Genomic DNA, 21997 nt, shown 5'->3' on the forward strand with positions numbered 1-21997 from the left:
ATAGGCTCGCCTAATTCCTCCCGAATTGCGGCGCTCCTGCCGTGGTGGCATGGTCCGGATCACCGAACCTTTTCCCACCACGGCAGGAGCGGACATGACCACCCTCGAGAACCCGGCGATGCCCGCAGTCCACGATTGCACCGTGAGCGACTGCTCCTACAACCACGACGGCTGCCACGCATTCGCGATCACCGTGCGCGGTGACAACGGAGCGGCCGACTGCGGCACGTTCATCCCGCTCGGCACGAAGGGCGGCCTGGACAAGGTCGTCGCCCAGGTCGGCGCCTGTTCGCGCACCGACTGCGTGCACAACGCCTCGCTGGAGTGCACGGCGCAGAGCGTGCGGGTCGGCCAGGGCGAAGGCGGGCACCACGCGAACTGCCTGACGTACCAGCCGCGTTAGGCCTCCTCGTCCTTGCGGTCGACGGCCCGGCCGAGCTCCCGCAGGCCGACGTTGACCGCGATGATCGCCACCGTGCCGGCCGCCGCGACGACGTGCAGCCCGGCGCCCGCCAGCGACCCCACCGCAGCCGCGCACCACAGCGTGGCCGCGGTGTTCAGCCCGCGCACCGAGAGCCCGTCGCGCAGGATCACGCCCGCGCCGAGGAACCCGATGCCGGACACCACCTGCGCGGCGACGCGCGTGGGGTCGCCCTGGCCGTCGAAGCCCTGCGCGGACAGCAGGACGAACAACGCGGCACCCACCGCCACCAGGGCGTTGGTGCGCAGTCCCGCCATGCGCGAGCGGTACTGCCGTTCGAAACCGATCAACGCGCCGAGGCCCATGCTCTCGGCAATGCGCAGCGTCATGTCGAAGACGTGCATCGTGTGACTCCCCTTGCGTGCAGGGGTGGCGTCACACGCCAGAACTACCAGCGTGCGAGGTGGGAAGACCTGCGCGGGCTACTGTCGCCTGGCATGTGTCGCTCACCTCGCTTCCTCGTGGCTGGTGTTGAGACCGGGGACTCACGCTACCCGTCCGGGCGTGAACCCGGTGTGGGAGTGGGACGCGCGTCTCATTCCCAGCGGATGTGGCCGTCCGAGTAGCGGAACAGCCGGTACACCGGGTCGCGGCTGGACTCGAACACCCGCAGGACGCGCTCGAGCATCTCGCCGACGCCGTCCCACCACGGCATCTCGTCGCAGAAGACACGCCCGTCGCCGAGATCCACGAACAACAGCTCGTCCTGCTCGTAGCAGTCCACGGCGATGGCGACCCGGCCGTCAGCCGGTGCCTGCGCGGGAAGCGGATGCCAGTACGGCGGCAGGAGCGGGCTTTCGTCGCCCAGCGCCGCGCGATCGACCCCGCCGAAGACCCGCCACCACGCGGCCAGCTCCGGTGGCAGTCCAGGGATCTGGACGTCGGCGGGCGGCAGCAACGCGGCGTGCAGCGCCGGGGCGCCGACCCGGAGTCGTTCCTCCAGCCGTGCCCAGGTGTCCTCGACGCGCACGGTTCACGCCCAGTAGAAGTCGTTGCGCTCGAACACGACGCGGTGCCCGGTCTCGCCGCGCAACGACCGCGAAGCGTCGTCGAACATCGCGGAGACGCTGGGCCACAACGGTTCGCTGTCCGCGCCGCTGTACTTGTCCCACTCCATCACGCACCCGTGCCGCGGCCCGCCGCGCAGGTCCACGAACAGCTCCCACCCGGACCCGTCCGCGGCGACGGGGAGCCACGCGGGCAGCCAGATGTCCACACAGGGCGTTCCGGCGGGCTCCCGCAGGGCGACGGCCTCGTAGTCCTTCTCCTCGCCGAGCGTGGTGAAGGCGATGCCGCTGATCGCCTCCGACATCAGCGTCCGCAGGCGCAGCGCGGTGGTGAGGCCGTGCGGTTGCCACATCGTCGGGATGAGCGGCCAGTGCGTGTACGTCTCGCCGATGCCCCCGAACCGGCGCCACCACGCGCAGACGTCGGCCGGCAGCGCGTACCCGATGGACTCCTCCGCGTCCGTGAGGTCCACAGCGGACGACGGCGGGAGCAGCGCGGCGTGCAGCACCGGGGCGTTCTCGCCGACCCAGCCCTCGATGTCGGTCCAGCTCATCCGCGGAACTAAAGCATGGCGAGCGGCTCCGGCCCAGCAGGGGGAGGGAAGGACTGGTCGAGCTCGGCGAGGTCGTCGGGGGAGAGGCGGAGTTCGAGCGCTCGCGCGTTCTCGCGGACGTGTTCCGCCGTGCTCGCCTTGGGGATCGCGTTGACGTGGGGGAGTCGCAGCACCCAGGCCAGTGCGATCTGGGCCGGGGTGGCGCCGTGCCGTGCGGCGACCGAGGCCAGGGCGGGGGCGCCGAGCAGCCTGCCCTGTTCGACGGGGGAGTAGGCCATGACCGGCATGCCGGTGGAGGCGTGCCACGGCAGCAGGTCGTGCTCGGGGCCGCGGCGGGAGAGGTTGTAGAGGATCTGGTTGGTCTGGCAGGAGCCCGGCAACGCGGTGATCTCGCGCATGTCGTCCAGGTCGAGGTTGCTGACGCCCCAGTGGCGGATCTTGCCCGCGGCCAGCAGCGCCGAGAACCCGTCCAGCGTCTCGGCCAGCGGCACGCCGCCGCGCCAGTGCAGCAGGTACAGGTCCAGGCGGTCGGTGCCGAGCCGCCGCAGTGAGGCTTCACATGCGCGCACCGTCCCGGCGGCGGAGGCGTTGGACGGCAGCACCTTCGACACGAGGAACACCTCGTCGCGCCGACCGGCGACGGCCTCGCCCACAAGCTCCTCGGACGCGCCGGAGCCGTACATCTCGGCCGTGTCGACCAACGTCAGACCGAGGTCCAGGCCGGTCCGCAGCGCGGTGAGCTCCTGGGCGCGCCGGTCCGGGTCGTCGCCCATCATCCAGGTGCCCATGCCGAGCGCGGGGACGGTCTCGCCGGAGGGCAGCAGCACGGTCATGCGCTCCAGCTTGCCGGGTACGTTGGTCTGATGCGACGTGCGGGCCTGATCGTGTTGCTGCTGCTCGTCGTCGCGCTGGCGGTCGCGGCGCAGCTCGTCGACCTGCCCGACGGCACCGAGCTGCGTGCCCTGGTCGACGGCGCGGGGAATGCGGCGCCGGTCGTGTTCGTGGCGGTGTGCGCGCTCGGCACGGCGGTGTTCTTCCCGAAACCGGTCCTCGCCACGGCGGCGGGACTGCTGTTCGGCGTGGGGTGGGGGAGCGCGCTGGCGATCGCCGGGTTCACGGCGGGCGCGCTGATCGCGTTCACGATCGCCCGCGGGCTCGGCCGCGACACGGTGAAGGGCTGGCTCGGGGAGCGGCTGCAGGTCCTGGAACGGGTCTTCGCGCGCCGGGGAGTCGAGGCGACGCTCGTGATCAGGTTGTTGCCCGTCCTGCCGTTCACACTGGCGAACTACGGTGCGGGCGTGACGTCCGTGCGCGGCAGGCACTTCGCTTTCGGCACGGCGCTCGGGCTGGTGCCCTCGACGGTGCTCGCCGCGGTGCTGGGGGACGCGCTGAGCGATCTCGGCTCACCGCGCTCGATCGTCGCGTTGGCGATCTGGGCCGTGCTGGCGGCTGTGGGCCTGTGGTGGGGCCGGAACTTGATCACATCGGCCGTACGGGCCTCCTAGAGGCCTTTACGAGGTGCGCAAAAAGCCGTCCCGGCGGGAGACCGGGACGGCTTGACGCGTCTGGTGTGGATCAGGCCGTGCGGGTCCGGCGTCCGCGCAGCTCTTCGAGGCGCTCGTCGAGCAGCTCTTCGAGCTCGGGGATGGACCGGCGCTCCAGGAGCATGTCCCAGTGCGTGCGCGGCGGCTTGACCTTCTTCACCTCCGGCTCGACACCGTCGATGATCTTCGACTCGGTGCCGTGGAGGCGGCATTCCCAGGTCGGCGGCAACTCGGCGTCGTCGGAGAAGGGGACCTCGAAGTCGTGTCCCTTCGGGCAGGCGTACCGCGCTGCCCGGCGCGGAGCGAGATCGTGGTTTCGGTCGGTCTCGTAGCTGACTGCTCCGAGCCGGCTTCCACGCAAAACGCGGTCGGCCATGGCGGTGTCCTTTCGCTCGGCTCAGGGCCGGGGCCCAGGCTTCTTGCTCACCGTGTGCAACGCCCGGATTGCTCCGTTTGTTTCCGGCTCGCTCTCATGGTCGCCCACAGTGACGTCGTTCACTCGTCAACGAAGGCTTCCTACTAATGGATGCGATCGCCACAGGATCGTGACGCGTTATCAAGCTCCTGCGCTCATGCATCACTCTAATGGCCCAACGGACCCGGTGGGTAGTCGCCTATGCCAACCGAAGCTGACCACTTTGTGCGACGTCAGGGCCTAGGTCGCCCAACCTAAAGTGACGCCTGCAAAGCACTTGATAGCGCACAGTAGTTTCCGTGGTGTCGCCCACACCGTTGCTCTCTGTACCCGATCGGTGCTGTTCCGTGTCCGTCGCCGTGTCGGCGACCAGAACGGTGTCCCCGGCCCGGATCACCTGGCCGGCCCGCACCCGTGCGTTGAACCGTCCCGGCACCCCGCACCAGCAGAGAACCTCGACCTGGATCGCCTTCAACTCGTCGGCGAGCTCGAACAACCGCTGCGATCCGGGGAACATCTCGCCCCGGAAGTCGGTGGCGAGCCCGAAGCAGTAGACGTCGACCTGGACGTCGTCCGCGAGCTCCGCCAGCTGCTCGACCTGTCCGGGAGTGAGGAACTGCGCCTCGTCCACGATCAGGTAGTCCACGCGCCGGCCCTCGGCCCACTCCGCCCGCACGAGCCGGCGGAGATCGTCGTCGCGGATCTCCGCGGCTTCGCGCGTGATGCCGATGCGACTCGAGATCTGCGGCCGCCCCGACCGGTCGTGGCGCACGAGCAGCAGCCCGCGCCGGCCCTGGCGGGAGTTGTTGTGGTCGATCTGCAGCGCCAGCGTCGACTTGCCGCAGTCCATGGGACCGAAGAAGAACTTGAGGTGCCCGACCACCGGCGTCGAGCGCCGGGAACCAGCGACAGGTACAGCGGAAAGGGCGTCTGTCGGATCGGGAAGGGCGTCCACGGCGGGTCACCCTAGTGCCTGGATCCCGATCATGAGGAATCCCCACGGTCTGTCTCCCTCCGGCGCCGGGCGAGTCGCGGGCGACCAGCCGTTTTCCGACGACATAGCCGCTGTGGGGGCGCCTCAAACATCTTCTGGGATCGGGTCACTCGATAGTTTCAGTGTTGACTGAGGAGCGGGTCGACTCAGGGTGGTGAGGCGTCGTGATCGGGGGAGGATTGCAGGGACGCGAGATGAGACGTCTCGTCTCGGGATCGGGTCGAGCTGCTGCGGTGGGCGGGGTGCGACGGAAAGTCGCGGCGGTGGGGCAAGGGCGCGGCGGGCGGTAGGTGCAGCGGGCAGAGGTGCGGTAGGGGAGAGGCGCGGCGGGGCAGGAGTGCCGCAGCAAGGCGGAGCGGTGAGTTCGGCGGGGCGGCAGGGCAAGAGGTGCGGCGGAGCAGGGGTGCAACGGCTAGTCGGGGCGGTGAGGGTGGCGGGGCGGTGAGGGTGGCGGGGCGGTGAGGGTGGCGGGGCGGTGAGGGTGGCGGCGGTAGGTGCAGCGGGCAACGCGTGGGTCACGGCAAGGGGTGCGGCAGGGGAGAAGCGCGACGGGGCAGGGGTGCGACGGGGCAGGGGTGCGACGGGGCAGGGGTGCGACGGGGCAGGGGTGCGACGGGGCAGGGGTGCGGCAGGGCAGGGGTGCGGCAGGGCAGAGGTGCCGCGGCAAGGCGGGGGCGGTGAGTGGCGAGGCGGCGGGGCATGGGGTGCGGTGGGTGGAGGCGTGGCAGGCAGGGGAGTTGCACAGTTCGCTGCCGGGTAGTGCCGGCTGGTCCCGTCGGCAGCTTCGAACCAGTGCTCGCGCGACCGCCCAACGCCGCTCGTCCAATAGCGCGCCACGAACCGATTGCACCATCGCCATCACTCGACCTACTCGATACCTTCAGTGTCGACTAAAACCAACTCCACCCTGTCGTTCCGCTTCCCGATATAGCTCGCGCCGCGATATATTCCGAGACATGAGTGGTCGGGTCATGTCCGAGCAGAGCTTCCTGGTGCTCACCGCACTGGCGGAAGAGCCGTTGCACGGGTACGCGATCGTGCAGGCGGTCGAGCAGCTGTCGGAGGGGCGGATGGTGCTGAGGGTGGGCACGTTGTACGGCGTGCTGGACCGGCTGGTAGCCGACGGGCTGGCCGAACGCGACAAAGAAGAAGTGCACCAGGGCCGGCTGCGGCGCTATTACAAGCTCACCGACTCCGGTGTGCGGGCGTTGCAGGCGGAGGTCGCGCGGTTGAGTGCCAACGTGCGGGCGGCCAGCGCGGTGCTGCGGGGGAGAGGGGTGCAGGCGTGGGTGGGTCGGGCGTGAGGAATCTGGAGCGGCGGTACCGCGCGCTGCTGAAGGTGTTGCCGCGGTGGTATCGGCGGGACCGCGAGGAGGAGATGGTCGGGATCTTCCTGGCCGAGCGGGACGACGACCTCGACCTCGAGCACAGCTGGCCGGGGTGGGGGGAGACGTGGGCGGTGCTCGGGCTCGCGGTGCGCACGCACCTGGCGGCGGGGGCGGCGTTCACGGGTGTGCCGGCGAGGGTGGTGTGGCGCGGCGAGGTCGTGCGGGCGCTGGGGATGCTCGGGTTGTTGCTCGGGCTGTTCTACGCGATGGCGGCGGTGGTGGGCCTCGTGGCCGGGCCGCAGGAGCCGTGGTGGAGGTTCCTGGAGCTGGCGCCGGTCGTGGCGTTCGCGGCGTTGCTGGGCGGGCGGCGCACGCTCGCGAAGGTCGCGGCGGCGGTGCCGTTGTCGCTCGTGGTGATCGCGGTGGGTTCGCTGGAGGATTCCGGCTACGCGGTGTGGTGGGGGATGGTCCAGTTGCCGTCGCTGGTGACGTTCGTGTGCCTGTGTCTCGGTTTTCACCGGGAGGCGCCGGTTCCGCCGGCGCGCAGGCTGGTGTGGTGGGGTGGGGGAGCGGTGCTGGTCGGGGTGGTCGGCGGGCTGTCCGCGGCGACCGGGCTGTTCGCGGTCGCGTTGATCACCGTGGTGGTGCGGGTGGTGGTGTTCGTGCGCGGTGACTTCGTGCTGGGGCGGGCGTTGTCGTTGTTCGCACTGCTGCAGCTGGTGTCGTTGCTGTACCTGGTGGTGCCTTCGGGCAACTTGCTGGTGCCGGCCGGTTTCCTGGCGGTCCTGCTCGTGCTGGCGGTGGTGTTGCCGGTGCGGCGCCGCCCGAAAGCGGCGCCGCGGGTGGCTTAGACGAGTGCGGGTTCTTCGTTGCCGACGGCCTTGATGGCGCGGCGGACGGGCACGAAGATCAGCAGGATGAAGCCCGCGACGAAGAAGATGATCAGGGCGAGGATGGCGGGTCGCAGGCTGCCGGTGGCCTGGCCGACGCCGGCGAAGACCAGTGGGCCGAGCCAGCTGGTGGAGCGTTCGCCGACCTCGTAGAGCGAGAAGTACTGGGCTTCGCGGCCGGGCGGCACCATCTGGCTGAAGAGGCTGCGGGACAGGGCGTTGGTGCCGCCGAGGACGATGCCGATGCCGGCGGCGACGAGGTAGAACGAGGTCTCGTCGCCTGCTTCGACGAAGAACGCGGCGGTGATGACGACGATCCACACGACGAGGGAGCCGAGGATCGTCTTCTTGGCGCCGACGCGCTTGGCGACGTAGCCGTGCAGGACGCCGCCGATGAAGGCGACGAACTGGACGATGAGGATCACGGTGATCAGCGTCTGCTGGGTGAACTTGAGCTCGACGCTGCCGTACTGGGCGCTGACATTGGCGACGGTGGCGATGCCGTCGGTGTAGATGAGGTAGGTGCCGAGGAACGCGAGCGTGAGCGGGAAGGCCTTGGCCTGCCTCAGGGTCGTGCCGAGTTCCTTGAAGCCGGCGGAGACGACTGAGGCGCCCTGTTCGCCGCCGTGCGGGCGCTGGTGCTCGGTGAGGGCGCGCAGCGGGATGATCGTGAAGGCGGCCCACCAGATGCCGGAGATGACGAACGCGATGCGCGCGGCGTCGCCGGAGGTGATGCCGAGGGAGTCGGCGGACAGGGTGATGCCGAGCTGGATGGCGAGGGCGACGCCGCCGCCGAGGTAGCCGAAGGCCCAGCCGCGGCTGGAGACGGCGTCGCGTTCGTCGGGGGTCGCGATCTCGGGCAGGAAGGCGTAGTAGACGACGACGCTGGAGCCGTAGCAGATGTTGGCGAGGATGAAGAAGACGACGCCGAGCTTCCAGTTGGTGCCTTCGACTGCGGCGAGCGCGATGGTGGCGGCGGAGCCGGTGAAGGCGAAGAAGCCGAGCATCTTCTTCTTGTTCTGGGTGCGGTCGGCGATGGCGCCCATGACGGGCAGCACGATCACCTGCACGACGGTCGCGATGGAGAGCAGGTAGCCCCACAGCGAGCCGGAGGGGAACTGCAGTCCGAGGATCGTGACGTCGCAGTTGGCGAAGGCGTTGTCGTTCGCGCACGGGTTGGTCCCGTTGAGCGCGGTGTCGGCCTTGGCCGCGTTGGTGGCGATGCTCGTGAGGTACAGCGAGAGGAAGACGGTGATCACCGACGTGGGGAACACGGAGTTCGCCACGTCGTACCAGACCCAGCCGCGTTGTTCTTTCTTGCGGCGCCCGGCGTTGTCGACGTCGGTGGCGTCGTCGCCCTTGCTCTTCATGTCGGCGGACTGTACTTGTCCGCCGACACGGTCGATGATCGGCTGCCCAACCTGTTACCAGCTGTTGCGCGACTGGAGAACTTCGCGCAGGACGTCGGGCCTGTCGGTGACGAGGCCGTCGACGCCGAGGTCGAGAAGTGCCCGCATGTCGGCTGCGTCGTCGATGGTCCAGACGTGCACTTCGAGGGATCTGCGGTGGGCGGCTCGGACGAAGCGGCGGTCGACGATGTGCAGGCGTCCCTGGCTGACGGGGACCTGGGCGACCTGGCCGCGGACGGCGAGTCCGGCGAGGGGGAGGCGTCCGGCGGCCCAGAGGGCGCCGGCGGAGCGGGGGCCCATGGAGGTGAGGAGTTGGGGTCCGGCGATCCTGCGGAGGCGGGCGAGGCGGTTGTCGGAGAAGCTGGCGAGGCAGACGCGGTGCAGTGACTTGGCTTTGCGCAGCAGGGTGATGATGGGTTCGACGGCGTTCTCGGACTTGACGTCGATGTTGAAGAACGTGTCGGGGAGTTCTTCGAGGACGTCGGCGAGGCGGGCGATGGGTTCGCGGCCGCCGACGTTGGCGCGTTTGACGTCGGTCCAGGGGAGTTCGGAGACGATGCCGCGGGCGTCGGTGGTGCGGTCGAGGGTGTGGTCGTGGTGGACGACGACGTGGCCGTCGGCGGTGGCGTGGACGTCGGTCTCGATGTAGCGGTAGCCCTCCTGCACGGCCCGGCGGAAGGAGCTCAGGGAGTTCTCCATGCCGGTGAGGTCGTCGACGTGCCAGCCGCGGTGGGCGAAGGCGCGGGGGCGCGGGCCTGCGAGGTAGGGGTGGGTCACGTGGGGTGAGTCTGCCTTCCGGCAGTGGCTCAGGGGTGGACAGTGGGTGGCGACACACTATCTTCTTTTTCTCTATCGCTTCAGTGTTGCCTGAAGTCAAACCCATCGGCTGTTCGTCCCAGCGCGAACTGCGGCCCGAACTCGCACAGGAGCGGGCGGGAAGCGACGGAAGTTGATCAAACCCCACCCAAAAGCGCCACGAACGGCCCGCCGGGTACTGTCCGGTTCCCTACGAAGGTCGGGCTTTCTGGCGCGTCGCTGGAGACCACCCGCCACCATTCGCTACCGTCGCGCGCCATGGAGCGCTCCATGGAGGCGGATGAGCCCAGGCACTGTGCGTGGTGCGGGAGGCGGTTGCCCGGGAGCGGGCGGATCGGCCGGCCGCGGCGGTACTGCGCGCAGCCGTGTCGTCAGCGCGCGTACGAGCGCAGGGCGGCGTTGCAGCGGGGTGGTCTGCCGGAGGACGCGGTGGTGCTCAGCACCGCGGAGCTGGCGGACCTGCAGGACAGGTTGTTCCAGCTGCGGTGTGCCGCGGAGGACGTGGTGACGGCGGCGCAGGACGGGGCCGAGAACGAGGAGCTGAGGAAGCTGGCGGCGGAGCTGGTGGAGTCGGCGAAGGGTTTGGAGCGGCTGCGATAGCCGTTCGCACAACAGCGAACTGACCGGCGTAGCGGGTTGCTTACGTCCGGTGATCGGACGATCATGACGCGCGTGACCTCCTACTGCCGCACGGTGCTGGACCGAGCGGGTGTCGGCTATGCCGTGACGGATTCGCGCGGGAACCTGTTGTGGTGCAACCGTGCGTTGGGTGCTGTGCTGGGGGTTCCGGTGGAGCAGGCGTACGGGCGGTCGTTGCCCGCGTTGCTGCCGGGGGTGCCCGAGGTGCCGGCGCCGGTGCGGGAAGTGCTGGTGCCGGGTCCGAAGTGGCTCGAGGTGCGGTGTTCGCGGCTGGGTGACGACCTGATGTACGAGGTCGTGGACGTGTCGGCGTGGCGTGATCGTGAGTTGACGGTGACGCAGGAGGCGGACGCGTTGCGGCGGGCGCAGGCTCTGGGTCGCATGGGGACGTGGGAGTGGTCGATCCGCGAGGACCGGGTGACGTGGTCGGACACGTTGCTGGAGATGTTCGGTTTCGCGGCGGGGACGGCGTTCGACTTCGAGATGTACTCGCAGCTGGTGCACCCGGACGATCTGCCGATGATCGAGGAGACGCTGGACGCGGCTCTGAAGACGGGTTCGGTGTTCACGTACACGCATCGGATGTTGCGGCCGGACGGCAAGGAGCGGGTGTTCGAGTGCTTCGGTGAGGTCGTCGTGGGGGACGACGGCACGCCGTTGAGGGCTTTGGGGACGGCGCACGACGTGACGCAGTCGTCGCGGGTGCATGACGAGCTCGTGAGGATGGCCGAGCAGGATCCGTTGACGGGGTTGCCGAACAGGCGGGCGTTGACGCGGGCGTTGGAGCAGGAGCTGGCGAACAATGGTTCCGGTGCGTTGCTGGTGCTGGATCTGGACAACTTCAAGGATGTCAACGATCTGCGTGGTCATGCGGTGGGTGACCGGGTGATGCGGATGTTGGCGAGTGCGCTGCAGTCCCGTTTGGGTGACAGGTTGATCGCTCGTCTGGGTGGTGATGAGTTCGCGGTGGTGTTGCCGGGGGCGTCGCCGAAGGACGCGTCTCTGGTGGCTGACGGGTTGCGGGACGCGGTGGCGGGTTTTCCGCTGGCGGGGATCGGTACTCCGGCGCGGATCACGGTGAGCACGGGGCTGGCGGAGTTCGGTCCGGGTGATTCGTGGGAGTTGGTGCTGGCGAACGCGGATCTGGCGTTGTACGCGTCGAAGGCGGCGGGCCGGGACCGGGTGACGGTGTACGAGCCGAACCATTACGCGGACACGGTGAAGCGGGTCAGTGTGCTGGACCGGTTGCGGGCGGCGCTGGCTGGTGGGGGTCTGGCTCTGTACGGGATGCCGATGGTGGATCTGCACACCGGCGCGGTGCTGGGGCACGAGTTGTTGCTGCGGCTGGAGGACGGGCAGGAGCCGTATCTGGGTCCGGCGGACTTCCTGCCGGTGGCGGAGCGGTCGAACCTGATCCTGGACGTGGACCGGTGGGTGTTGACGACGGCGATCGACGCGTTGGTGGCGCGGCCGGATCCGCGGTTGCGGTTCAACGTGAACGTGTCGGGCCGGACGCTGGAGGATCCTGATTTCGGGGATTTCGTGCTGGACAAGCTCGGGTCGGCCGGGGTGGCGCCGGGTCGTCTGGGGTTGGAGATCACGGAGACGGCGGCGGTGACGAACCTGGACGCGGCGGTGACGCTGGCGACGCAGTTGCGTGGTTTCGGGTGCCGGATCACGCTGGACGACTTCGGTTCGGGGTTCGGGTCGTTCGTGCACCTGAAGCACCTGCCGATCACGGGCATCAAGATCGACGGTGAGTTCGTGAAGGGCATCGAGACGAACGCGGCGGACGCGGTGCTGGTGTCGGGGATCGTGCAGATCGCGAACGGGCTGGGGTTGTCGTCGGTGGCGGAGTGGGTGGAGCGTCCGTCCCAGGTGGACGCTTTGCGTGAGCTGGGGGTGCGGGTGGGGCAGGGTTTCCACCTGGGCCGGCCGGTGCCGTTGCGTGATGTGGTGAGTGCGGAGCGCATGCCGCCGAATGGCGCATTGTCGTCTCAGGTGGTCGGAGCAGAGGATGGGGCGCGCTCCTGATCCACGCCCGCCCGATGGGATGCCTGTGTCGTCTTGTGGTCTTCGTCGTCTCGAGTTGAGTGTTGCCGAGCCTGAGGTGTCGGTGGATTTTTTCGCCGGTGTGCTCGGGTGGACGGTGATCGCGGAGCCGGGTGGGTCGTTCTCGGGTTTCGTGGGTGATCGGCTGGCGGCGCATGTCGTTGCGGGGGAACAGGGTTGGCGGGTGTTCTTCGGTGGTGACGAGGCGCGGGAGCTGAGGGCGAATTCCTCTGTGGACGGTGGCAGGGTGTTGCACGGTCCGTGGGCTCCGCCGCCGCGCGTGGGTGAGCCGTGCTGGGTGGAGTTGATGACGGAGTCGCCGCAGGACGATTACTGGTCCGCGGAGCTGGGGTGGGAGAGCCGGCCGGAGGGTGAGGACTTCGTGGTGTTCACTTCGGCGCGGCACGGGGATCCTCGTGCGGTGGCGGGGCGTTTGACGACGTCTCGTGCGCAGGGCTGGCAGGTGTACTTCGCGGTGGACGACGTCGTGGCGGCGTGTGCGCGGGTGTCGGTGTGGGACGGTCGTGTGCTGCTGGAGCCCACGACGGTGCCGACGGGGTTGGTGGCGTCGATCGAGGGTCCGCACGGCGGTTCGTGCGTGCTGTTGGAGAAGCCGGCTGGCTGGGGTGGCGTGTGGTCTAGCTAGCGGGTCTCGGGTCTCGGTACGCGATGGCGAGACCGGTGGCGGCGCTGGGGCCTGAGTGCAGGTACGTCGTGTCGCCGCCGAGGTGGGGGGGTGGGGGGGTGGGGGGGTCGCTCACGCCTCCAGTTCGGGCGGGAAGCCGCCGGTGGCGATGGGGCCCCAGGTGTCGATGGTGATGCGGATGAGGGACTTGCCCTGGCGGAGCATGGCGGCGCGGTACTCGTCCCAGTCGGGGTGTTCGCCCGCGATGCAGCGGTAGTACTCGACGAAGTCGTCGAGGGCGTCGGGCAGGTCGAGGACCTCGGCGGTGCCGTTGATCTGGACGTAGGCGTCGTTCCAGTCGTCGGAGAGCACGCACATGGTGACGTGGGGGTCGCGGCGGGCGTTGCGGACCTTGGCGCGCTGGGGGTAGGTGGCGACGACGATGCGGCCCTGGGAGTCGACGCCGCAGGCGACGGGGGAGACCTGGAGTCCGGCGTCGCCGGAGCGGTGGGTGATGAGGACGCCGTGGTGGCGGGTTGCGAGGAACTCGAGCAGCTGCGGCCGGTCGACGAGGTCGGCCGTGGCGATCTTCGGCATGATGTGCAGCATGGCACGCTTCACCTCGTTCGACGGCACTGAACTCGCTTACCGGGAACTGGGTGAGGGGGTTCCGCTGCTGGTGCTGGCGGGTGGTCCCGGCCGGGCTTCGGAGTACCTGGGGACGCTGGGCGGGCTGGAGGCGTCGCGGCGGCTGGTGGTGCTGGACAACCGGGGGACGGGCGCGTCGGACGAGCCGGCGGATCCGTTCACGTACCGGCGGGACATGCTGGTGCGGGACGTGGAGGTGCTGCGCCGGCATCTGGGGCTGGACGTGGTGGACGTGCTGGGGCATTCGGCGGGCGCGGGGATCGCGATGGGGTATGCCGCGGACTTCCCCGCTCATGTCGGGAAGCTGGTGTTGCTGACGCCGGCGTTGCGCAGTGTGGGGTTGTCGCCGGAGCAGAGCGACTGGGACGAGTTCCTCGCCTCCCGTGTGGGTGAGCCGTGGTTCGAGGCGGCGACGACGGCGCTGGCCCGCACCGCGGCCGGTGACGATTCGGTGGAGAACCGGGTGGCGGCGTCGCCGTTGCTGTACGCGCGGTGGGACGAGCGGGCCCGCGCGCACGCCGAGGCGGAGCTGGGGCAGTGGAAGTACCCGGTGGCGCTGGGCTACAACGCCGAGGGCGCGTTCGTGCCGGGGGTGTTGCGGCGGGCGCTGGCGGAGTTCGGTCACCCGGTGCTGGTGTACGCGTGCTCGGAGGACCCGATCTCGCCGGTGCGGCGGTGCGTGGAGCTGGCGGACCTGTTCCCGGACGTGACGTTGTACGTGCACGAGGGTGTGGGGCACTACCCGTGGGTGGAGGATCCGCAGCGGGTATCGGCGCAGGTCGAGGCGTTCCTCGCCCGCTAGCCGGAAGACCTGGTGTCCAGAAGACTCGGTGCGGTCAGAAGACCTGGTGCTCAGAAGACCTGGGCGGTGGCGACGCGGTCGCGGCCGTTGCTCTTGGCCTGGTAGAGGGCCTCGTCGGCGGCCAGCAGCAGTGGGCTGAGCTCGGTCGCGGTGTCGGGGAAGACGGCGGCGCCGACGGAGGCGGTGAGGCCGGCGACGACCTGGCTCTCGCCGAGGCGGTCGAGCACGACGATGTGCAGGCTCGCGATCTCGAAGCGGATGCGTTCGGCGGTGGCGCGGACCTCGCTGTTGCTGACGCCGGGCAGCAGCACGGCGAACTCTTCGCCGCCGAAGCGGCCCACGAGGTCGTAGGAGCGCACGGAGTGTTTGAGCGCGTCGGCCACGGCGCGCAGCACCCGGTCGCCGGCGAGGTGGCCGTAGGTGTCGTTGATGAGCTTGAAGTGGTCGAGGTCGATGATCAGCACGCCGACGGTGGAGGTCAGGCGGCGGGCGCGCTGCAGTTCGCGTTCGGCGACGTCGTGCCAGAACGTGGCGTCGACGAGGCCGGTCTTGGAGTCGGTGCGGGCGGCGACGCGGAACTGCGGCAGCAGCAGGCCCATGTGCAGGGCCAGGACCGTGAGCAGCAGCATCGGTGTGAGCCACGGCCGCCAGTTGAGGATGATCGCGAACCCGGAGCCGAGGCCGACGGAGGCGAGCACGATCAGCACGTCGGAGGCGTTGCCCAGGGCCGTGCGGACGGGGTTCTGGCGGTTCGTCACGAAGATCGCGGTGACGACCAGCGCGTAGTTGATGAACCAGTAGAGGAATCCGGCCGTAACCAATGCCAACAGGCCAAGCGGGCCGTCAACGTCAACAGCACGGTCGGGGAACCACGCCAGCACGAGTTGCGCCGCGGCACTGCCCAGGACGACAGTGGCCGCGGAGAACACCTTGCGGAACAGGACGGCCCGCCGCTTGTAGACCCGGAACCACGAGTGCGTGTAGCTGATGACGATCAGCGCCACGAGCAGTGGCATCGGTAGTACGAGCACGCCCGCGAACAGCCACACGGACTGCATGTGGGCGTGTGGTGACCCCTCGGCGCCGATTTCGCGGATTCGTTCGATTCCGCGTGCCGCTTCGAGGTGCACGACCGCACCACCGGCGAGCAGCAGGAACCACGTCCAGTTCAAGGCCTCGGCAGGGGTACGCCATGCGGTGGCGAGCGTGACGAGGGTCGCCGAAACAACCACCGTCGCGACATAGGCCAGCACCACAGGAGGAAGCGACCATAACTTCCACCGGCGCGGGTCGAGCCAAGGCACGCTGCCACCCCCACACCACCGTCCAGGAACCAACCACTGTAGCTACCGGGTCACGCAAAGTCGTGGCTCCATGTGGGGGACCTCACCGTGAGTAGTCCTCACAGTTCGCACCCCAAAAACCTTTGCACTACCCGCACAACGAACACCCATAGGAGCAGTCATGATCAACCGTGTCTCCGCCGCCGGCCGTCCCGTTCGCCCGACCGACTGGAACCGCCCGACTGACTGGGCCCGTCCGACCGACTGGCGTCGCTGAGCCGCCACAGGTACGCCGCACCGCCTGCCGCGAGCACCCCGAGTGCTCCGGCGGCGGCGACGACCCGGTGCACGGCGATCGTCTCGGCCGCCAGCCCCGCCAGCGCCACCCCGATCCCCTGGGAGACGCGCAGCGCGGTGACGGCCAGGCCGAACGCCTGCCCCCGTGACTCGTCCGGTACGGCGCGCACGAACCGCGTGTTCGCCACCAGGTGGTAGGCGCTGGCCGCTCCGGACAGCGCGAACATCCCGGTACTGATGACCAGTCCCGGCCGCAGTGCGGCCGGGACGAGAACCGCGCACGCGGCGATGGCCAGCCACGGCATGAGCCGTAGCTGCAGTCGTTCGCCGAGGTGTGCGACCACCAGCATGCCCGCGGCCGCCCCGGCCGCGTAGGCGCCGAAGAGCAGGCCCACCGCGGCCGGCCCTGCTCCCAGGCTCGCGGCGTATGGCACCGCGAGGGCCTCGCCGACGATGTAGAAGCCCGAGACGCAGGCGAGTGCGACCAGTGCTCGCAGCCGCCGGTCACCCCACACCAGCCGCGTGCCGCCGACGAGGTCCGTCGGCCACGCCCGCACGTGCGCGCGTGCCGGTGCGGGCCGGTCGAGCAGGTGGAGGCCGATCAGCAACGCCGAGACCCCGAACGTCACCGCGTCCGCGACGAGCACCGGGCCTGGTCCGAGCCAGGCGACCAGGGCGCCGCCGCAGACGAACCCGGCGACCTGTGCTGCTTGGGTGAGGGTGCCGATCACCGCCTGGCCCAGCGGATAGCGCTCGTCGGGCAGGATGTGCGGCAGCACCGCGGCCCGTGCCGCCCCGTGCGGTGCGCCCGCGAGTTGCACGAGGACCACGAGTGCCGCGAGCACCCACAGCGGCAGTCCCGGCACGGCCATGAGCAGCAGCAGTGCCGCCCGCACGAGGTCGGCGGCGACCATGACCTCTTTGCGGGCGAACCGGTCGGCGAGCCCGGAGAGCAGGGGCCCGCCGATCAGGTCCGGCAGGAACGTCAGCGCGTAGGTCAGCGCGGTGAGGGTGGCGCTGGCGGTGCGGTCGTAGACGTGCACCGTCAGCGCCACCCTGGCGAACTGGTCCCCGGCCACCGACACCACGTGCGCCCCCACCAGGGCGCGGAACTCGCGATCGCGAGCGAGGTCGCGGTAGCCGGGCATGCGCTACAGGATGGACGACCAGAACCCGCACTGGTGATCCCGGGCGAAATCGGCCGGGCCGGTCGAGCCGGGCGCGAGTGACTGCACCGCGGCCCGCCACCCCGGGTCGCCGGTGCGCGCGAACCGGCCCCACGCCGCGATCATGTAGTCCGAGACCTTCCGCTGCGCCGGCGTGAGCGTCTGGCCCATGTCGAACAGCATCAGCAGCTCAGAGCCGTGGTAGGCCTTGTAGCCGCCGGGGAACGGTGGGAAGCCCGGGAAGATCATCGGCACGTCCGGGTCGGAGAACTCGTAGCCCGAGACCCGGCTGTGCCGGCCCAGCTGCTCGCGTGTCACCTGCGAGGTGCAGGCCCACGACCGGTCCGTCAGCAGCCGGGCGATCTCGTCGCGGGCGTCACCGTTGCCGTTGACCGGGTAGCGGGCGCCGACCTTGGCGGCGTCCGCGCCGAACAGCCCGGCCAGCTGGTCGCCGTAGGAGGTCTCGGGGACCGGCTGCGGCCAGAACAACGGCGCGAACAACGTCATCTCGTCGTGCGTCGTCCCCACCAGGGTCGGCACTCGGTGCGTGCGGCCCGTGCGTTGCGCCACGACCGGGTCGATCGGCAGCACCGCCGTGTCGAACGACGGCGACGCGAACAGCTCGTGCACCGCCAACAGCTCCGACACCGGCTTGGCCCGCAGACACGCCACGTCCGCGCAGCCCAGCGTCCCGGTGCCTGCCTTCTCGGTGTCGGCACGCGAGCGCCACACGTGCGTGAACTCGCCCTGCGCGCCGGTCGCCGGCAGTGCCAGCCCGCACGGCCCGGACTGGATGATCGCCTTGGCGAACAACCCCGCCGCCCGCGGCGACGCCAGCTGCGCACACACGCTCAGCCCACCGGCCGACTCACCGAACACCGTCACGTTGCGCGCGTCGCCACCGAACGCCCGCGCGTTGCGCTGCACCCACCGCAGCGCCGCCTGCTGATCGGCGAGCCCGAACGCCCCCGACCCCGCGAGGCCGGGGTGGCCGAAGAACCCGAACACCCCGAGCCGGTAGTTCACCGTCACCACGACGGCGTCGTTCTTGGCCGCGAGCCACGTCGCGTCGTACATCGACGCCGCCCCGGCCGTGAACCCGCCGCCGTGGATCCACACCATCACCGGCCGCGCCTTGCGCGCACTGGAGGCCGGAGTGGTGACGTTGAGATAGAGGCAGTCCTCGACCTGCGAGGACGGCTGGCCCAGCTGTGAGTTCTGCGCGCAGAACGGCGCGGGTGTCGTCGCGTCCCGCACGCCCTGCCACGCCGTCACCGGCCGCGGGTCCCGCCACCGGTTCTCACCCACCGGCGCCGCGGCGAACGGGATGTTCCCGAACGTCCGCACCTGCTCGGTCACCGCCCCGCGCACGAGGCCCTTGTCGGTCCTGACGACCGGTCCGCCGCCCTCGGCCAGCGCACCCGGTGCTGTGATGACGGCGAGCGTCATCGCGGCGGCCAATGCCGCCGTCGCTATCCGTGTCATGAGTTGTCAGACCCCCTTCGGACTCGAACGTATCGAGATCCGGCGTGCCCGAAAACCACCCAAAGACGATTTCTGCGGTACATCGAAAGGTGGACGGGCCGGGCACCGGTTGCCGACATACCGACCGGTCGGTACCCTCCTGGTCGTGGGTGACACAACGCTTCCGCAGCAGCCCCTGGTCGACGCGCTGATCTTCGACTGGGGCGGCGTCCTGACGGTCTCCGTGCCCGAGTTCGTCGGCGCCTGGCTGCACGCCGAGGCCATCGACCGCGACGTCTACGGCCGCATCATGCGCGACTGGCTCGGCCGCGACGCCCTGCCGGGCAACCCCGTGTTCCGCCTGGAGACCGGCGAGCTCACGGTGCCGGAGTTCGAACGGCTGCTCGCCGCCGAGCTGATCACCACCAGCGGCGCGGGCATCGACGAGACCGGGCTTCTCAAGCGCATGTTCGGCGGCGCCACCCCGGACCCGGCGATGGTCGAGCTCGTCCGCAAGGCCCGCGCCGCCGGCCTGCGCACCGCGCTGCTGTCCAACAGCTGGGGCGAGGGCTACCCGAAGGACCTGCTGCTCGAGCTGTTCGACACCGTCGTCATCAGCGGACGCGTCGGCCTGCGCAAACCCGACGAGCGCATCTACCACCACACCCTCGAGCGGGTCGGCGTGCCCGCCGCGCGGGCGGTGTTCTTCGACGACGCGCCCGTCAACGTCGAAGCCGCCCAGGCCGTCGGCATGCACGCCTTCCGCCACACGAGTGCCGAGACCACCCGCGCCCACCTCGCCACCCTCGGAGTGAACCTGTGACCGACCTTCCCGGCCTCGACCTGCAGGCCCTGGCCACACACCTGGGCACGGGCCCGCTCACCGGCGAGCTGTTCCGCGGCGGCCGCTCCAACCTCACCTACCGCGTCAGCGACGGCACCCAGACCTGGGTCCTGCGCCGCCCGCCGCTGGGACACGTCCTCGCCACCGCGCACGACATGGCCCGCGAGTTCCGCGTCATCTCCGCCCTCGCTGACACCGACGTCCCCGTGCCCGGCGCGAAACTGCTGGTCGAGGACACCTCCGTCATCGGCGCGCCGTTCTACCTCATGCAGGAGATGCCCGGCGCCGCCCTGCGCGAACGGTCCCAATGCCCGTGGATCACCCCCGACGACGCGCGCACCCTGTCCGAACGCCTCGTCGACGTGCTCGCCGAACTGCACGCCGTCGACCCCGCCTCCGTGGGCCTGCAGGACTTCGGCCGCCCCGAGGGGTTCATGGCCCGGCAGGTCAAGCGGTGGGGCAAGCAGCTCGACGCCTCCCGCAGCCGTGACCTGCCCGGTGTCGACGAACTGCGCGACAAGCTCGCCGGCACCGTCCCCGACTCGCCGCGCGCCGCGATCATCCACGGCGACTACCGCCTCGACAACGCACTCGTCACCCAGGAGCCGCTCGCCATCAGCGCCGTCCTGGACTGGGAGATGGCCACCCTGGGCGACCCGCTCGCCGACCTCGGCCTGCTCTACGTCTACTGGGCCGGCCTCGGCGCCGACAACGACCCCATCACCGGCGGCGTCACCTCCCTGCCCGGGTTCCTCACCGCCGACGAGCTCGTCGCCCGCTACACCGCCGCCACCGGCACCGACACCTCCGGCCTGGGCTGGTACATCGCCTTCGGCTACTTCAAGCTCGCCGTCATCGTCGAAGGCATCCACTTCCGCTTCGCCAGCGGCAAGACCGTCGGCGCCGGCTTCGAAAAGCTCGGCGCGTTCACCGTTCCCCTCGTGCGGCAGGGACTCGCCGCCGCCCACAAGGAGCTCTAATGGACTTCGCCTACGACGCCAAGACCGAACAACTGCGCGCCCAGCTCCTCACGTTCATGGACGAGCACGTCTACCCGGCCGAAGCGGTCCTCGAACAGCAACTGCACGACGCCGCCGACCCGTGGGAACGCCAGCCGATCCTCTCCGAGCTCAAGGCCGAGGCCCGCCGCCAAGGCCTGTGGAACCTCTTCCACCCGGACCCCGAACACGGCGCCGGCCTGACGAACCTGCAGTACGCGCCCCTTGCGGAGATCACCGGCCGCAGCCCCCACCTCGCCCCCGAGGCCCTCAACTGCGCCGCGCCCGACACCGGCAACATGGAAGTGCTGACCATGTTCGGCACCGACGAGCAGAAGAAGCAGTGGCTGCAGCCGCTGCTCGACGGCGAGATCCGCTCCGCGTTCTGCATGACCGAACCCGAGGTCGCCTCCTCCGACGCCACCAACATCGCCACCCGCATCGAACGCGACGGCGACGACTACGTCATCAACGGCCGCAAGTGGTGGTCCTCGGGCGCGATGAACCCCAACTGCGCGATCTTCATCGTGATGGGCAAGACCGACCCCGACGCCGAACGCCACCGCCAGCAGGCCATGATCCTCGTCCCGCGCGACACCCCCGGCGTCACCGTCAAGCGCGCCCTGCACGTCTTCGGCTACGGCGACCACGCCCACGGCGGCCACGCCGAGATCGTCTTCGAGGACGTCCGCGTGCCCGCGTCGAACCTGATCTCCGGCGAGGGAGAGGGCTTCGCCATCGCCCAGGCCCGCCTGGGCCCCGGCCGCATCCACCACTGCATGCGCCTGATCGGCATGGCCGAACGCGCGCTGGAGCTGATGTGCCGCCGCGTCTCCTCGCGCGTCGCGTTCGGCAAGCCCATCGCCACCCAGGGCGTCGTGCACGAGTGGATCGCCGAGTCCCGCGTCCGCATCGAACAGGCCCGCCTGCTCGTGCTCAAGACCGCGTGGCTGATGGACACCGTCGGCAACAAGGGCGCCCACACCGAGATCCAGGCCATCAAGATCGGCGTCCCGTCGATGACCGAATGGGTCCTCGACAAGGCCATCCAGGCCCACGGCGGCGCCGGCGTCAGCCAGGACTTCCCGCTCGCCGAACTGTGGGCCGCCACCCGCACCCTGCGCCTCGCCGACGGACCCGACGAGGTCCACCGCATGTCGCTCGCGAAGCGGGAGCTGAAGAAGTACCTGTAGAGACATGGACATCACGCGAGGCGGGCCGGCCGACGTGCCGGCGATCATGGCGATGCTCGACGACGCCCAGGACTGGCTCGCCTCGCAGGGCCGCACCGGACAGTGGGGCACCGACCACTTCTCCGGTCAACCGGCCGCGGTGGAGAGGTTCACCGACTACGCCACCACGAGCACCGTCTGGCTCGCGACGGCGGACCACGACGCCGCGGAAGGGAACGTGGCCGAGGTCGCGGGCGTGATCGTCACCTCGGACACGCCACCCGACTACGTCCCGGCCGCCGACGAACCCGAGCACTACGTCCTGCTCCTGCTCACCGCCCGCGCCCACACCGGCACCGGCGTCGGAGCGGCGCTTCTGGAGCACGCCCGCGCGCAGGCCCGCGCCGCCGGGATCGGCCTGCTGCGGGTGGACTGCTACGACGGCGACGACCACCGCCTCGTCGCCTACTACGAGAAGCAGGGCTTCACCTCGGTGGACACGTTCACCGCACACGGCGGCACCTGGCCCGGCCGGCTGCTCGCCCAACACCTGTGACCGTCCAGCGCCT

24 protein-coding genes are annotated in these 21997 nt (G+C 70.0%); 12 read left to right on the forward strand and 12 right to left on the reverse strand.

What is annotated here, in order from left to right; translation table 11 throughout:
* The first annotated feature begins 94 nt into the window (after positions 1–94).
* Positions 95–403, forward strand: a complete 309-nt coding sequence (locus IEY88_RS05670) for a DUF1540 domain-containing protein (protein WP_089951850.1) — start codon at positions 95–97, stop codon at positions 401–403.
* Here IEY88_RS05670 and IEY88_RS05675 read toward each other — a convergent pair.
* The 4 genes from IEY88_RS05675 to IEY88_RS05690 form a co-directional block, all read right to left on the reverse strand.
* Positions 400–825 carry an MgtC/SapB family protein gene (locus IEY88_RS05675; RefSeq protein ID WP_229693104.1) on the reverse strand — a complete coding sequence of 142 codons (426 nt, stop codon included), beginning with the start codon at positions 823–825 and terminating at the stop codon, positions 400–402. The two genes, IEY88_RS05670 and IEY88_RS05675, sit on opposite strands and share 4 nt — an antisense overlap.
* A 191-nt stretch (positions 826–1016) precedes the next feature.
* Positions 1017–1451, reverse strand: coding sequence for an SMI1/KNR4 family protein (locus IEY88_RS05680; RefSeq protein ID WP_189153427.1), 435 nt, complete (start codon positions 1449–1451; stop codon positions 1017–1019).
* A 3-nt stretch (positions 1452–1454) separates the two neighbouring features.
* Positions 1455–2042, reverse strand: coding sequence for an SMI1/KNR4 family protein (locus tag IEY88_RS05685; protein ID WP_189153428.1), 588 nt, complete (start codon positions 2040–2042; stop codon positions 1455–1457).
* Between the two features lie 8 nt (positions 2043–2050).
* On the reverse strand, positions 2051–2875 hold the full coding sequence (locus IEY88_RS05690; protein ID WP_189153429.1) for an aldo/keto reductase: 825 nt from the start codon (positions 2873–2875) through the stop codon (positions 2051–2053).
* Between the two features lie 30 nt (positions 2876–2905).
* On the opposite strand from IEY88_RS05690, the gene IEY88_RS05695 reads away from it, so the two are divergent.
* Complete coding sequence (locus IEY88_RS05695; protein WP_189153430.1) at positions 2906–3547, forward strand: TVP38/TMEM64 family protein; 642 nt, start codon at positions 2906–2908, stop codon at positions 3545–3547.
* Positions 3548–3617: 70 nt separating this feature from the next.
* On the opposite strand, the gene IEY88_RS05700 is transcribed toward IEY88_RS05695, so the two are convergent.
* Together IEY88_RS05700 and IEY88_RS05705 are read right to left on the reverse strand one after the other, a co-directional pair.
* The gene (locus IEY88_RS05700) at positions 3618–3962 is read right to left on the reverse strand and encodes an RNA polymerase-binding protein RbpA (protein WP_030466135.1); all 345 of its coding nucleotides are present in this window, start codon (positions 3960–3962) and stop codon (positions 3618–3620) included.
* 238 nt (positions 3963–4200) lie between these two features.
* On the reverse strand, positions 4201–4956 hold the full coding sequence (locus tag IEY88_RS05705) for a thymidine kinase (RefSeq protein ID WP_189153431.1): 756 nt from the start codon (positions 4954–4956) through the stop codon (positions 4201–4203).
* 995 nt (positions 4957–5951) lie between these two features.
* Here IEY88_RS05705 and IEY88_RS05710 point away from each other — a divergent pair.
* The gene (locus IEY88_RS05710; protein WP_229693105.1) at positions 5952–6299 is read left to right on the forward strand and encodes a PadR family transcriptional regulator; all 348 of its coding nucleotides are present in this window, start codon (positions 5952–5954) and stop codon (positions 6297–6299) included.
* Positions 6296–7174, forward strand: coding sequence for a hypothetical protein (locus tag IEY88_RS05715; RefSeq protein ID WP_189153432.1), 879 nt, complete (start codon positions 6296–6298; stop codon positions 7172–7174). Before IEY88_RS05710 ends, IEY88_RS05715 begins: the two co-directional genes overlap by 4 nt.
* Here IEY88_RS05715 and IEY88_RS05720 read toward each other — a convergent pair.
* Entirely contained in the window at positions 7171–8583 is a 1413-nt protein-coding gene (locus IEY88_RS05720; RefSeq protein WP_189153433.1) for an MFS transporter, read from the reverse strand. The two genes, IEY88_RS05715 and IEY88_RS05720, sit on opposite strands and share 4 nt — an antisense overlap.
* Positions 8584–8637: 54 nt before the next feature.
* A complete protein-coding gene (locus IEY88_RS05725) occupies positions 8638–9399 on the reverse strand; it encodes a glycerophosphodiester phosphodiesterase family protein (RefSeq protein WP_229693106.1) in 762 nt (253 codons plus the stop codon).
* Positions 9400–9696: 297 nt separating this feature from the next.
* Here IEY88_RS05725 and IEY88_RS05730 point away from each other — a divergent pair, with 297 nt between their 5' ends.
* From IEY88_RS05730 to IEY88_RS05740, 3 genes are all read left to right on the forward strand, one after another.
* Positions 9697–10038 carry a hypothetical protein gene (locus IEY88_RS05730; RefSeq protein ID WP_030475304.1) on the forward strand — a complete coding sequence of 114 codons (342 nt, stop codon included), beginning with the start codon at positions 9697–9699 and terminating at the stop codon, positions 10036–10038.
* Positions 10039–10110: 72 nt separating this feature from the next.
* Positions 10111–12111: a putative bifunctional diguanylate cyclase/phosphodiesterase gene (locus tag IEY88_RS05735; protein ID WP_229693107.1), complete on the forward strand. Its 2001-nt coding sequence runs from the start codon at positions 10111–10113 to the stop codon at positions 12109–12111.
* A 19-nt stretch (positions 12112–12130) separates the two neighbouring features.
* Positions 12131–12775, forward strand: a complete 645-nt coding sequence (locus IEY88_RS05740) for a VOC family protein (RefSeq protein WP_268241211.1) — start codon at positions 12131–12133, stop codon at positions 12773–12775.
* 111 nt (positions 12776–12886) lie between these two features.
* Here IEY88_RS05740 and IEY88_RS05745 read toward each other — a convergent pair whose 3' ends face one another.
* The gene (locus IEY88_RS05745) at positions 12887–13351 is read right to left on the reverse strand and encodes a PPOX class F420-dependent oxidoreductase (protein WP_189153595.1); all 465 of its coding nucleotides are present in this window, start codon (positions 13349–13351) and stop codon (positions 12887–12889) included.
* 10 nt (positions 13352–13361) lie between these two features.
* Between IEY88_RS05745 and IEY88_RS05750 the strand changes: the two genes are divergently transcribed.
* Entirely contained in the window at positions 13362–14204 is an 843-nt protein-coding gene (locus IEY88_RS05750; RefSeq protein ID WP_189153436.1) for an alpha/beta fold hydrolase, read from the forward strand.
* A gap of 50 nt (positions 14205–14254) precedes the next feature.
* On the opposite strand, the gene IEY88_RS05755 is transcribed toward IEY88_RS05750, so the two are convergent.
* From IEY88_RS05755 to IEY88_RS05765, 3 genes are all read right to left on the reverse strand, one after another.
* On the reverse strand, positions 14255–15460 hold the full coding sequence (locus tag IEY88_RS05755; RefSeq protein WP_229693108.1) for a GGDEF domain-containing protein: 1206 nt from the start codon (positions 15458–15460) through the stop codon (positions 14255–14257).
* 212 nt (positions 15461–15672) lie between these two features.
* Positions 15673–16932, reverse strand: coding sequence for an MFS transporter (locus tag IEY88_RS05760; protein WP_189153437.1), 1260 nt, complete (start codon positions 16930–16932; stop codon positions 15673–15675).
* A gap of 3 nt (positions 16933–16935) precedes the next feature.
* Entirely contained in the window at positions 16936–18435 is a 1500-nt protein-coding gene (locus IEY88_RS05765) for a carboxylesterase/lipase family protein (protein ID WP_229693109.1), read from the reverse strand.
* Between the two features lie 145 nt (positions 18436–18580).
* On the opposite strand from IEY88_RS05765, the gene IEY88_RS05770 reads away from it, so the two are divergent.
* From IEY88_RS05770 to IEY88_RS05785, 4 genes are read left to right on the forward strand one after another with little or no spacing between them, the layout of a single operon-like run.
* Complete coding sequence (locus IEY88_RS05770) at positions 18581–19237, forward strand: HAD family hydrolase (protein WP_229693110.1); 657 nt, start codon at positions 18581–18583, stop codon at positions 19235–19237.
* Positions 19234–20238: a phosphotransferase family protein gene (locus IEY88_RS05775; RefSeq protein WP_189153439.1), complete on the forward strand. Its 1005-nt coding sequence runs from the start codon at positions 19234–19236 to the stop codon at positions 20236–20238. Before IEY88_RS05770 ends, IEY88_RS05775 begins: the two co-directional genes overlap by 4 nt.
* A complete protein-coding gene (locus tag IEY88_RS05780; RefSeq protein ID WP_189153440.1) occupies positions 20238–21449 on the forward strand; it encodes an acyl-CoA dehydrogenase family protein in 1212 nt (403 codons plus the stop codon). Before IEY88_RS05775 ends, IEY88_RS05780 begins: the two co-directional genes overlap by 1 nt.
* 4 nt (positions 21450–21453) lie before the next feature.
* A complete protein-coding gene (locus IEY88_RS05785; protein ID WP_189153441.1) occupies positions 21454–21984 on the forward strand; it encodes a GNAT family N-acetyltransferase in 531 nt (176 codons plus the stop codon).
* Positions 21985–21997: the final 13 nt, after the last annotated feature.

It is taken from the genome of Lentzea pudingi (genome assembly GCF_014646255.1).
GTDB classification, from domain to species: Bacteria; Actinomycetota; Actinomycetes; order Mycobacteriales; family Pseudonocardiaceae; genus Lentzea; species Lentzea pudingi.